Here is a 13,036-nt window from a genome sequence, read left to right as displayed (position 1 = left end):
TTAGTGTTATCTGATTAATTTTATATTTATTTTTTCCTTTTTTTTGTTTTTATTTTCCGTTACTGACAGAATTTTATCAATTGCTGAAAATTATTACACTTCTTTCAGTTTTAATTCTTTTTTCAAGAAATTTTCGAGCGACTCAAACTCAAAAATAAATCCTGTTTGTTTCATTTTTTCATTAGAAACTCGGCTTCCTTCAAGCAAAAGTACCGAAGCATCTCCAAAAATCCACTTTACTAAAAAAGCGGGTACGTTAGGCAAATATATTTTCTTGCCGAGATGTTTCGCTAAAAGATGTGTCATTTCCTGATGTGTAACACTCTCTGATGCAACCACATTGTACGTTCCTTCAAGTGAGTTTTCAATGGCATATTTCACAAATCGGCACACGTCATTCATAGCCACCCAAGGGACATATTGTTTACCACTTCCCAGAACTGCTCCTAAACCTAACTTTATGGGTTGTAGTATTTTAGGAAGAGCTCCGCCTTCTGTGCTGAGAATCACCCCAAAACGTAATTTTGTTACTTGTGTTGCTACTTCACGGAATGCATCTGCTGCTTGTTCCCATTGTAGGCAAACATTGCTTAAAAAATCGTTTCCGTGCGGGTTGCCTTCTTTGTAAATATTCTTAGTTGTTGTAGTTCCGTAGAAACCTACTGCCGAAGCACTTATGAAGGACTTCAATTTGATATTTTCACTTTTTAACTTCTCCAAAAGAAACTTTGCGGATTGAACCCTGCTGTTTATAATCCTCTGTCGTTGTGTTGCCGTCCAACGTCCTTCAGCAATCGAAACTCCAGCCAAATGCACGATATGTTTTACCCCAATTAAGCTTCTTACATCCAAGTATCCTTTATCGATATCCCACTGATAATCATTAGGGTTTCGTGCTTTTCGCGTCAGAAATCGTACTTCGTAATCAGAGCGTAGCAAACTTGCTAACTGTTTGGATAACATTCCGTTAGCTCCAGTAATAAGTACGATATCTTTTTCTTTTTCCAATTATGTTATTGAATTATTTCTGCCAAAGATAAAACCATAGAAATTAATTTTCGTACTATAATGGAATAACTTTTCAACAAAGGTTTTAACAATTTTGACAAGTGTTCGTAAATCAATCTTTTATAAAAAATAAAGTGAGTGATTTTTGTTCACTCACTTTACGTATGATTATTTCAGAAGCAAAATTAAGCTTGCCGACGAAATTGTATTTATTTTGTAAGTACTCCTATTTCTGCAAAAGTAGCTCTGTTTGAATCATCAACAACGGCAGTAGAACTTAGTCTGATGAATTTAGCCTTTTTGGCATCGAAATGGATTCGTTGCTGAATAGGATTATTTTTGATGTTTCCGAACTCGCCTTCAGAGGCTTTTACCCATTTTTTTCCATCAAGGCTTACTTCAAATACGTAATGGCTAATAGTTCCCGAAGCCCATCTGTCTTGTGATGGTAAATATGTAAATCCTTTTAATTCAAGTACTTCGCCTAAATCAATTGTAACAGATTGTTTTACACCTTCTTGAGGAGTTGAAAACGAAGAGCTATGATTTTCATCAATAATGCTTGTAGCTTTTGATAAATCACCTGAACTAACAGCGGTTACAGTCCATAATTTTTTTGAAACATCTACTTGATGAGTTGATACATCACTGAATTTGTTTCTTACTCTGTCAAAAGCGATGGTTTTCAATGTTGTAGGCTCGTTCAAAAAGAATGGATTTTCGTATTTCAGAGAGTTTTCCGTAGGATTTGTTCCATCCAAAGTATAGAAAATTTCTGTGTTTTTTTCCGGAGCAGACAATGAAATTTCACCGTCTTTAGTTCGTTTGAATTTAGGTGCAACCAGTAGGTTAGGAGCATTGTAAATTCCAATGTTTGAAATGATAGGAATATCTTTTGAATCAATGATTGTAAAACGAATTTTGGAAGTAGTGACAGGCTCAAAACGCAAAATACGTTTGTAACCGATGGTAGTTTGCTTGTCAATTGTATTCCATTGTCCGTTTGCTTGATACTCAAGTTTAAATTCTTTAACTCTCTGTCCTAAAGGAATGTACTCCTGAATTAAAAATCGGTTGAAGGTTGTAGGCTCATCGAAAGAAAACTCCAACATAGCAGTTTTGATACCTTCATCGGTTGTCCAATATGTGCTGTTGTCTTCATCAGCCACGTTTTTTACATCAAAAAGAGAGTGTTTTTCTCGTACGTTAGAAGCCTCAATTTTTGCTTTAGATATCAGGTTATCAATAAAATCGGCATCAATTACGGATTTTAATTCCATTAATCGTTTCACATCATTTTCGTGAACTAATCCTCTGGTATCAACAGGTAAATTTAGCAATAAAGTGGCATTTCTTCCCACAGAATTGTAGTAAATTGCCACGACCTCTTCCAATGAACGCACTTGGTGATCTTCACGTTTGTGGTAATACCATCCCGGACGAATTGATACATCAGCCTCTGCAGGAATCCATTTGTCTCCGTCTTCATCTCCTTTTTGCAGATGTTCACGTTTGGAGTGTCCAGCCCAAGTGTTATCATTATTGAAAGAAGCCCAATTGGTTTCTGTCCCGAAGCCGTATTCGTTTCCAATCCAGCGAACGTCAGGACCTCCATCTCCAAAAATAACAGCATTGGGTTGTAATTCTCGCACAATTTGCGTTACCTTATCCCATTGATAATAAGTTTTGGAGTCAATTTTACGAGTTTCATTCGCTCCACCATAATAGCCTGAACCCCCGTTAGCTCCGTCAAACCAAACTTCAAAAATTTCTCCGTAATTTGTCAGTAATTCACGAAGTTGGTTGTGGAAATATGTGACGTATTCTTCTTTTCCGTATGCTGCGTGGTGTCTGTCCCAAGGCGATAAATATACACCAAATTTCAATCCGGCTTTTTTACAAGCTTCAGAAAGTTCTTTTAGCAAATCTCCTTTTCCGTTTTTCCAAGGAGAATTTTTTACAGAATGCTCAGTGTAAGCAGAAGGCCATAGGCAGAATCCGTCGTGGTGCTTAGCTGTGATGATAACTCCTTTCATACCAGCACTTTTGATGACTCTAACCCATTGATTTACATCTAAGTTTGTCGGATTAAATTTTTCAGGTTTTTCATCTCCCAACCCCCATTCCATATCGGTAAAAGTATTCATATTGAAATGAATAAAAGCATAATATTCCAACTGATGCCAATCTAATTGACGTTGTGAAGGAATTGCCCCGACCGCTTGAGGTTCTCGGATGGTTTTGCAGGAAAATAGTAGCCCCGCAATGGCTAAAAAAGCTAACGTTTTTGTAGTTTTCATTGTAATAAGTATTTAATTAAGCTAAATTATATATTTTTTGATGAAATATTAATTTACATTATATTTTCTAAATCTTGTAGGTTATTTGTTGATTTTGTGTCTTTATTATCGGTTTTTTGAATTGTATCAGGTTGTGATTTAATGTATTGCATTTGACTTTCCAAGTCACTATCATAAAAATTATTAATTCTCAAGATAATATCATTAAAGGTATTTTGCATATTTCTGATACTTTTCTGGACGTCTTCTTTTTGAAAATTAGGGTTATTTTTCACATTATCAGCGAGTTCTTTTACCTGAGCCTCAAATAATCGGAAACGAGCCTTTACCGCAGGTGCTTCAATTTTTTCAGGAAAAGCATCTTCCGCAAGTAGTTGTTTGAGTTCCTCTTCAATTTGTATAAGCCAAAAGAACACAGTGTAGTAAGAACTTTCCACAGAGGATTGCTCTTTGATAATTTTGTCAGAATATTCGCCAATTTTTGAGAAATATTTTGTTGGAATTTGAAGAGTTGGACGATAAAAAAGAATATTATCTCCATTTTTTGAATCTTCTTCAAAAGACAATTTGATACCGTGTATACCTTCATTTTTCGGAACGAATGTGAGCTGGAGTTCCTTCCAATTATCATCAAGTAACTTGATTTTCTTCGTATTAGTGTGTTCAACGTAGGAACTATCCAAAACAAAAATTTCTTTAGACAAATCTTCTTCTTTTTCAGAAAATCCTAAAGTCACCGTGTTATAATTCAAGTTTTTTACAAAAACAGAAAATGTATAAGGAATATTTTTAACCAGAAATTTATTCCATTGTATGAAAGAAAACTCTTGATCCTTTTTTTTCTCTAACCGAAAAATAGTGTCTTTCAGGTCATTATGAGTACGCCAATCTCGTTCAACAGTGGCATTTTCGTGAATGGTTTTTTTATTTGTCGGAGATAAACGATTGTAAATCAATAAGGAATCAGGGTTTGAATTTACAAGATTTTCGGTATTTTTGATTTTTGAAGGAGCCATACTAACGATTACTTGCATCAACGATTGAAATGACTTCCAGCTTCTAATATCGGATTGTGCATTTGCAGAAATATCCACAATGCCGAACTCTTCAAACTCAATGGACTTTACCTTATGCTCCTTAGGTAGTTTGCTTGTGCCTGTATTGTTTCTACAAGAATATGAGGCTGTTAGTAATATTATGATAAGTAACCGATATACCATATCCACATTTTTAAGAGTCCAAAGATAAGGCTTTAAAATGAGAAAAAAAAGAGAAAAATAGTTGATTAATGCAATAGTTTTGAACAAAAGATATAAAAATATAGCCAAGTTATGGAATAACCTGGCTATAATAATAAATCTAAAAACCTAAATGACTATTTAGCTAACTTGTTCAGATGTTTTGCTAAACTACTTTTTAAATTTGATGCTTTATTGCTATGAATAATATTTTTCTTAGCTAACTTGTCAATCATTGAAACAACTTTTGGGAAAAGCTCTTTAGCTTCATCCAAATTCTCTAATGCACGTAACTTTCTAACAGCGTTACGAGCTGTTTTGTGTTGGTAACGATTGCGCAGACGAGCAGCTTCGTTTCTTCTAATTCTCTTTAATGCTGATTTATGGTTTGCCATTTTTGATACTTTCTTTATTTTTTAGTTGAAAAAGATATAGGTTTATATCTAAAAAACTTTTGTAGTCCGTAGGGGAATCGAACCCCTGTTACCAGGATGAAAACCTGGCGTCCTAACCCCTAGACGAACGGACCTTAAAAACAAAACTATTATTCTATGTTACGAAAATTTGTAGTCCGTAGGGGAATCGAACCCCTGTTACCAGGATGAAAACCTGGCGTCCTAACCCCTAGACGAACGGACCATTTTTCAGAACTTACAATGTTACATCTGCTTCATTGCGGTTGCAAATGTACAACAATTTTTTATTCCTGCAATAGCTGCGACGAAAAAAAATAGTTTTTTTTTATAATTCATTTTTAATTATCTGATAATTAGTTTTTTATATTTTGTGTTTTTGATGAATTATTTTTCAATAAAAGTAATTTTGAATCAAATTAGAAGCTTTTTTGAAAATGATTTGCAGATTGTGATTAGAAATTTGCTTTCTCAGAACTTCATTTAATCCGCTGGTTTTTTAATTTATTCCTTACATTACTATAGTGTCATATTATGTTAGAATTCGTTTTAATATTTCAAATAATAAAATATTTATAATAATAGGAATAATATTGTTGATAATTTTAAATTTTTTGTCTTGCACTGTTAATTTTTTTCTTAAAATGTTGTTTATTGATGTGTTTTTTCTTATTTTTGTCCCTGAATTTTTAATTTTTAAGTAAAAAGATAGGATTAGATGAAGCAAACAAAATTATTTAAAGAATTTTTTAATAGTGAAAAAGCAGGTGGAATGGTGCTTATTTTTTGCACAGCGATTTCGTTACTTGTTGCAAATAGTTCTTTTGGAGAGGGGTATCTTGGTTTTTGGAATACTCATTTTCAAGGGCATAGCGTAGCTCACTGGGTGAATGATGGATTAATGGCAATATTCTTTTTGCTTATCGGTTTGGAATTGGAAAGAGAAGTATATAAAGGTGAGTTGTCCAACATCAAAGATGCCTTGCTTCCTATTTTTGGAGCATTAGGGGGAATTTTATTACCGGCAGGAATTTATCTTCTGTTTAACTTTGGAACTGAAACTCAGTCGGGAGCGGGAATTCCGATGGCAACGGACATTGCTTTTGCTTTGGGGATTTTAGCTTTGTTAGGAAACAGAGTTCCGGTGTCGTTGAAGGTTTTCTTGACTGCGTTGGCTGTAATTGATGATTTGGGTGCGATTATTATCATTGCCATATTTTACACGAAGGAATTATTCTTGTCCAACCTTTTCATAGCATTAGGTATTTTTGCTTTTTTATTGGTTTTAAACAGATTAAAAGTACGAAATTTGATTCCTTATATTATAGGCGGTGTTGTTATGTGGTACTTTATGCTACATTCAGGAGTTCACGCTACTATAACGGGTGTGTTGCTTGCCTTTGCAATTCCTTTTGGAAATGGAGATGAAAAATCAACATCGTACGTGTTGCAACATTTTCTACATAAGCCGGTTGCCTTTGTGATTCTTCCTATTTTTGCGTTGGCTAATACGGCAATTTTGTTTAGTGGAAGCATTACCGAAACACTAACAGAAAATTACAGTTTGGGAATATTGCTTGGTTTGGTAGTGGGTAAACCTTTGGGGATATTTTTATTGACATTTTTGGCTGTAACTTTTGGGCTTTGTAAGTTGCCTTCCGAATTAAATTGGAAATCCATATTCGGAGTAGGACTTTTGGGAGGAATCGGATTTACGATGTCGATTTTTATAACATTGTTAGCTTTTGATAATGAGTTGATTATAAATAACGCAAAATTAATTATCCTAATATCTTCATTGGCTGCGGGTATTCTTGGTTTTGTCACATTAAAATTGTCATTAAAATCAAAAATAGTTGCGGAAGAATAAAATTTGTTGCAGATTATCAGTAAATTACAGATAAATGTAATTTAGTTTTTGTATATGAATTCACTGAAGAAATTTGGATATTTGTTTGAATTTCTTCGGTGAATTTTTATTATTATGATTTTTGAAAATGAAAAAGAATAGTTATCAATTTCGTAAGGCTTTGCCGGCTGATTTCTGTGAAATTTGGGACATTATTTTGTTTGCAAAGGAAGTGCGTAAACGAGAAGGGAGCCAGCAGTGGCAGGACGGTTATCCGAATGAAAAAACAATCCGTAATGATATTGAAAAAGGATATGGAAATGTGATTGAATCCGAAGGGAAAATATTAGCGTATTTTGCTTTAATTTTTGATAAAGAGCCTGCTTATGAAGTAATTGAAGGCAAGTGGAGAACACAAGGAAGTTACGCGGTTGTGCATCGAATGGCTGTGGCCAAAGACGCTAAAGGCAAGGGAATAGGCAAAGAAATTCTTAAAAAAGTTGAAGAAATAAGCATTCAAAATAATGTTTTCAGTGTACGTATCGACACCAATTTTGATAATATCCCGATGCTCAAAATAGTTGAAAAATTGGGGTATGTGTATTGTGGTGAGGTCTATTTTAGAGGTTCTGCACGCAAGGCTTTTGAGAAAGTTTTAGTCACCTCGGGAAATTTGTGATTTTACCTAATCATTTGATAGGATTAACTGTTTGATAAACAAAAATTTCTCATTATATTTGCGGGTATAATTAATCTTTTTTGGATGGAATTAATTGATTATTTGCGTCAAGAAATAAAATTAGCGAAGCCTCTTTTGGAAGAAGTTGATAAAATATTTGATTATCAGGAGGTAAAGAAGGGAACGATTCTTTTTAAGGAAGGAAGCAAGTCGCAACAGGTTTTCTTTTTTGAAAAAGGACTGGCACGGATGTTTTATCAGAAAGATGGCAAGGACATTACTCATTTCTTTTTTTCGGAGGATATGTTTTGTCTTTCAACACAAAATATTTTTCTGCAAGAAAGACATTTTCAAAATATAGAAATACTGGACGATAGCATATTAAGGGTTGCTAATTTTGAAGATATAGAAAATTATTTAGAAACAATTCCTCAAATTAATAGATTGATTTTTAAGGAGTTTAGTAATTACATACAAATGCTAAATCATAAAATTTATGGTTTGCAATTTCAAACGGCGGAAGAGCGTTACCTGCATTTGCTTGCTCAGCATCCGAAAATTTTGCAACGGGTTTCGCTCGGGCATATTGCTTCCTACTTGGGAATTACGCAGCAAACTTTGAGCGTAATTCGCCGAGAAACGGCTAAAAATAAGTGATTTACGTTTTGTAAAGCTTTTTTAATAAATATTAAAAATTTTGAAACAAACACAGGCTATTTTTGCCACCGAATTTTCAAAAACATTTTTATGAAATATTCTTTCACAGTTATTATTGGATTGTTAGCGATTAATGTTTCTGCCCAAAGTCTTTCTTTTTCAGAGGCTTTGGATAAAATGTATGGCAGAAACCAAAAGCTAAAAGGTGTTGAAAAGCAACAAGAAGCGTCGGTTTTTGAGCAAAAATCGTACAGAGGATTGTATTTTCCTCAGGTGGGGCTCAGTGCGAGCTATTTGCATATGAGTGATGCTTTGTATTTGGATATGAACGGAACTCGTGACAAAATAGCACAAACCCTTTCTACTTTGCCTCCGTCACCAATTTTAGGACAATTGCTCACTCCTATGATGCCTCATTTTCAGCAAGATTGGAATTACAAATTTCAAGAACCTGATATTTTCAAATTTACGGCAGACCTTAAATGGGTGCTATATGCAGGAGGAAAGGTTCGTGCTGCGAACAAAGTAGGTTCTTTCAAAGCTGAAATCGCTAACGAGGAATTGGAAAAAACTGAAAATGCACTCATTTCGGAGTTGGCTGAACGTTATTTCCAAACGCAATTGGCACAGTCCGCAATTGAAGTACGTCAGAAGGCGTTGGAATCTGCTAAATCTCACTATATCAATGCTCAAAAACTTGAAGCAAACGGAATGATTGCTCCAATCGAAACGATGCAAGCAGAAAGAGCAGTTACCGATGCCGAGAGAGAGCTTTTGGCTTCACAGAAGGATTTTGAACTTGCTCAAACGGCTCTTTGGGGAGTGATAGGAGGGGAGCAAGGAGGTGTTTTTACACAACTTTCAACCGAATTATTTGAGGTGGGAGTACTTAAACCATTGGAATTTTACCAACAACAAGCAAAAGAAAATTACCCTGCCATAGTTCAAGCCCGATTGAAAAAACAAATGGCAGAGCAGAATATCAAGGTGCAACAATCGGGTTTTTTGCCGGATGTGGCTGTGGTTGGGAAAAAATATATTTGGGAAAAAAACTTACCTATTACTGAGCCTAACAATTGGTATGTAGGAGTTGGGCTTCAGTGGAATTTGTTTAATGGTTTTCAGGATAAAAATCGCATAGCACAAGCAAAATCTGTTAAGGAAAGTGCGGAACTTCTGACAGCCCAAGCAGAAAAAGATATTCAAACTTTGGTCAAAAAATATTATACCGAAATACAAAAGCAGCAAGAACAATTACAAAGTTTAGAAAAAAGTGTGCGTTTTGCTGAAGAATTGGTTCGTGTGCGTCAAAAATCTTTCACGGAAGGATTCAGTAATTCCACCGATGTAGCAGATGCAAATCTTTATTTGGCGGCGATTAAAATAAAACGCTATCAGGCGATGTTTGAGATGGATAAAGCTCTTGCACAACTTCTGGAAACCAGTGGTTTGAGCAAAGAATTTGTAAATTACGTAAAGTAAATTTCAGAAAGATTACATAATATTAAATACAAAATTCGTACAAAAAAATTAAGAAATGAAAAGAGGAAATATAACAGGAATCATCACCACAATAATCATTTTTCTACTTGTTATCGGAGTATCCGTTTGGATTTTTAGCAGTTCCGAGCCTATTTACTTGCAAGGACAAGTGGAAGCTAAACAGATAAACGTAGCTCCTAAGGTGCCGGGAAGGGTAAAGGCAATTTATAAGAAAGAAGGCGATTTGGTTGAGGCTGGTGATTTGCTTTTGGAACTTGAAAGCACAGAACTTGATGCCAAACTTTCACAGGCTCAGGCTGCCCGATTAGCTGCTCAGGCTCAGTCCAATAAGGCGCAAAAAGGGGCAAGAGCAGAACAAATACAAGGAGCTTATAATGTTTGGCAGCAAGCTCAGGCAGCGGCTAATTTAGCTGAAAAAACGTACCAAAGAGTGAGCAATCTTTATGAAGATAAAGTTCTTCCCGCACAAAAAAAAGATGAGGCTTACACACAGATGATTGCTTTGCAAAAACAAGCACAAGCAGCTCATTCTCAGTATGAAATGGCAAAAAACGGAACTCGTTCTGAGGATAAAGAAGCTGCACAGGCTTTGGTAGCGCAAGCCCAAGGAGTAATCACTGAGGTAGAAGCTTACAAAGAAGGAGCAAAAGTATTTGCTCCGTCACGTGCTGAAATCCAGACGATTATCCCCAATGAAGGAGAAATAGTTAATGCGGGTTATCCTGTTATGAATCTTATCGACCCGACAGATAAATGGGTGGTTTTCAATATCCGAGAGGATAAAATGAATCAATTTAAAATGGGGGCAAAATTCAAAGCGATTGTTCCGGCATTAAACAATGAAACTATTGAATTGGAAGTAAAGCACATAGCCTTACAAGCCGATTTTGCTACTTGGACGGCAACAAAAAGTAAAGGTGATTTTGACCGAAAAACGTTTGCTATCAAGGCTTATCCGGTTCGTGATGTGAAGGATTTGCGTGCAGGTATGTCGGTTTTGGTTGCTGAGTAATTTGTGAGGAAGAAATTCCTTACTTAATGATTTTCCATTATGAAGCATTTTTTATTTATTTTCTACAACGAGTGGAAGAATCTTCTTTTTGCACCCAAACGCCTATTTTACGTATTGGTATTGCCTCTGTTGCTTTTCACTCTTTTTAGTTTGCTCTTTAAAAGTGAAGTACCAAGGGATTTGCCAATGGCATACATAGATAGAGATCAAACTCAACTTTCTTCAAAGTTGGTAACTATGCTTGACGCTACTCCTTCCATTCGGATGGCAGTTCCCGTAACAGATGAATCGGAAGCTAAAAAACTTATTCAGCAACAGAAAGTTTTTGGATTTATAGAAATACCTTCGGACTTCCATAAGAAAATTTTACAAGGAAATTTTCAAGAGGTCGTTTGCTATACCAATGGTCAGTTTATTATGGCTTCGGGATTGATATCCAGAGATTTTCAAACCACTCTCGGTACTTTTTCCGCAGGTGTTGCTATGCAAAAGAAAACTCAAAAAGGAATGCAAACTCAAAAGGCACTTGCTGAGGCACAACCCATATTGATAGATGAGCACGTGTTGTACAATCCGTTTACTAATAACGCTTTTTATTTGCTTACGGCTCTTCTCCCGATGATGTTACAAATGGTTGTGATGATGGTAACTGTGTACGTTTTGGGGATAGAATTTCGATATCATCAAGGAAAATATTGGCTTGAAAAGAGTGGAGGAAATCCTGCTATAGCGCTGATAGGCAAGTTGTTACCCTACACGATTGCTTTATTTTTTGTGTCGTGGTGGATGAACTTTTTGCTGTTCAAACTCGTGGGAGCTCCTTTGCAAACAAGTATGTTTTCGGTAACTTTGATAACTTGTCTTTTAGTGGTAGTTTATCAAATAATTGGAATTACCATTGCTTCCGTTATTCCTGATTTTCGTACGGCACTTACCATAGGGAGCGGATTTACAGCCATTGCCTTTTCTTTTTCCGTATATACATTTCCTGTGGAAGGATTACCGGCTTCGATGCAGTATTTGGCAAATGTGTTTCCGTTTACACACTTTTTGGAATATTACGTGAACAGAGCAGTTAAGGGAATACCGTTCTTATTCACTTGGAAACCAATACTATCGTTGAGCCTTTTTATGTTGCTATTTGTATGGGGATACGGAAAATTTGTAAAAATGATTAAAAAAGGAGGATATGAAAAAGCTTAATGAATATTCGCAAGCATTTATAAAAACATTTTTCTGGGAATGGAAATACATTTTCAGAGATAAAGCGGTGTTTTCATCCTTCATTTTGGTCGCTGTTTTGGTTTCTTTTTTATATACATATTTGTATTCGAGAGAAACGTTGCAAGAACTTCCCATAGGAATAGTAGATGAAGATAATACAGCCGGTAGTAGGCAATTTTTACGTATGTTAGATGCTACAAGTCAGGTGGTTATTACCGGTTCGTATGCAAACTTGCAAGAGGCTGAACAAGAATTTAAAAAACAACATATCAGAGGAATTGTTGTTGTTCCTAAGGATTTTAACAGAGATTTGCAACGAGGCGAACAACCCGTAGTTTCCGTCTTTACAGATGCTTCATATTTATTGTATTACAAGCAGGTTTTGACAGCAACAAAAGTGAGTGCAACTTATATGAATGTGGGAGTGCAACTTAAAAAAACAGCATCACAGGGGAAACTTCCTTCACAAGCTAAGGATGATACTCTTGCGGTGGGAGGAAAGGTTGTGAGTTTGTATAATCCTTCGTTGGGATATGCTACTTTTTTGATTCCCGCAGTTTTGGTAATTATTTTCCAGACAACAATTTTAACCGCAATAGGAATTTTAGGCGGAACGATGCGTGAAGAAAAGAAATTTCATAAACTTTACGCAAATTCGGAAGGATTTATCGGTTCTTTATTCATAGTAATGGGAAAGGCAACTGCATATTTGATTATTGGATTGATAATTCTTTTGATGATGCTTGGTATTGTGATGCCAATTTTTGGAATTCCAATGCGTAGCGGTTTTATTTCTGTGGTAACGTATATGATTCCTTTTCTGTTGGCTGTAGTATTTTTGGGTATTTTTCTGGTTAATTTCTTCAAAAAGAGAGAAGATGCCATATTGCTGGTGATGTACACTTCCATACCTTCTATCCTTTTAATTGGGATTGCGTGGCCTCCACAAGCGATGCCTCAATGGTTGGAAAAACTTAGTTACCTTATTCCCACTACATTAGGAGCAAAAGGTTTTGTGTCATTGACTCAAATGGGAGCAACTTTACCAACAATACAGAATTTCTGGTTTGGAATGTGGGCATTGTGTATTCTTTACTTGGTTTTGGCAGTTTTTTCTATCAGAAAAATGGTAAATGAATAGCAATTTTTTTCT

At 35.5% G+C, this 13,036-nt stretch carries 11 protein-coding genes and 2 tRNA genes; 7 read left to right on the top strand and 6 right to left on the bottom strand.

From position 1 onward, the window contains the following. Nucleotides 1-93: 93 nt before the first annotated feature. The 6 genes from CGC58_RS01995 to CGC58_RS01970 all read right to left on the bottom strand — a co-directional run bounded on the left by CGC58_RS01995 (nt 94) and on the right by CGC58_RS01970 (nt 5,185). Entirely contained in the window at nt 94-1,008 is a 915-nt protein-coding gene (locus CGC58_RS01995) for a TIGR01777 family oxidoreductase (protein ID WP_232748856.1), read from the bottom strand. A gap of 209 nt (nt 1,009-1,217) precedes the next feature. Beyond that, nucleotides 1,218-3,308: an alpha-L-fucosidase gene (locus CGC58_RS01990; protein ID WP_095894888.1), complete on the bottom strand. Its 2,091-nt coding sequence runs from the start codon at nt 3,306-3,308 to the stop codon at nt 1,218-1,220. Nucleotides 3,309-3,361: 53 nt separating this feature from the next. Beyond that, entirely contained in the window at nt 3,362-4,528 is a 1,167-nt protein-coding gene (locus CGC58_RS01985; RefSeq protein ID WP_095897069.1) for a hypothetical protein, read from the bottom strand. A gap of 155 nt (nt 4,529-4,683) precedes the next feature. Further along, nucleotides 4,684-4,941 carry a 30S ribosomal protein S20 gene (gene rpsT, locus CGC58_RS01980; protein ID WP_041990149.1) on the bottom strand — a complete coding sequence of 86 codons (258 nt, stop codon included), beginning with the start codon at nt 4,939-4,941 and terminating at the stop codon, nt 4,684-4,686. Between the two features lie 62 nt (nt 4,942-5,003). After that, nucleotides 5,004-5,075, bottom strand: a tRNA-Glu gene (locus CGC58_RS01975). 38 nt (nt 5,076-5,113) lie between these two features. Next, nucleotides 5,114-5,185, bottom strand: a tRNA-Glu gene (locus CGC58_RS01970). Nucleotides 5,186-5,677: 492 nt separating this feature from the next. On the opposite strand from CGC58_RS01970, the gene nhaA reads away from it, so the two are divergent. The 7 genes from nhaA to CGC58_RS01935 all read left to right on the top strand — a co-directional run bounded on the left by nhaA (nt 5,678) and on the right by CGC58_RS01935 (nt 13,024). Continuing rightward, entirely contained in the window at nt 5,678-6,829 is a 1,152-nt protein-coding gene (gene nhaA / locus CGC58_RS01965; protein ID WP_095894887.1) for a Na+/H+ antiporter NhaA, read from the top strand. Nucleotides 6,830-6,956: 127 nt separating this feature from the next. Next, nucleotides 6,957-7,487 (top strand): GNAT family N-acetyltransferase, encoded by a 531-nt coding sequence (locus CGC58_RS01960; RefSeq protein WP_095894886.1) that lies wholly within the window; start codon nt 6,957-6,959, stop codon nt 7,485-7,487. Between the two features lie 84 nt (nt 7,488-7,571). Further along, the gene (locus CGC58_RS01955) at nt 7,572-8,144 is read left to right on the top strand and encodes a Crp/Fnr family transcriptional regulator (RefSeq protein ID WP_095894885.1); all 573 of its coding nucleotides are present in this window, start codon (nt 7,572-7,574) and stop codon (nt 8,142-8,144) included. 90 nt (nt 8,145-8,234) lie between these two features. After that, nucleotides 8,235-9,626 carry a TolC family protein gene (locus CGC58_RS01950; protein WP_095894884.1) on the top strand — a complete coding sequence of 464 codons (1,392 nt, stop codon included), beginning with the start codon at nt 8,235-8,237 and terminating at the stop codon, nt 9,624-9,626. Nucleotides 9,627-9,681: 55 nt separating this feature from the next. Continuing rightward, nucleotides 9,682-10,659, top strand: a complete 978-nt coding sequence (locus CGC58_RS01945) for an HlyD family secretion protein (RefSeq protein WP_095894883.1) — start codon at nt 9,682-9,684, stop codon at nt 10,657-10,659. A 39-nt stretch (nt 10,660-10,698) separates the two neighbouring features. Continuing rightward, complete coding sequence (locus CGC58_RS01940; RefSeq protein WP_095894882.1) at nt 10,699-11,862, top strand: ABC transporter permease; 1,164 nt, start codon at nt 10,699-10,701, stop codon at nt 11,860-11,862. After that, a complete protein-coding gene (locus tag CGC58_RS01935; protein ID WP_095894881.1) occupies nt 11,849-13,024 on the top strand; it encodes an ABC transporter permease in 1,176 nt (391 codons plus the stop codon). Before CGC58_RS01940 ends, CGC58_RS01935 begins: the two co-directional genes overlap by 14 nt. The last annotated feature ends 12 nt before the right edge of the window (nt 13,025-13,036 follow it).

Source organism: Capnocytophaga stomatis, from assembly GCF_002302635.1.
Classification (GTDB): Bacteria; Bacteroidota; Bacteroidia; order Flavobacteriales; family Flavobacteriaceae; genus Capnocytophaga; species Capnocytophaga stomatis.
The sequence above is the reverse complement of the archived record's forward strand: the minus strand, read 5'-3'. Positions and strand labels throughout refer to the sequence as shown.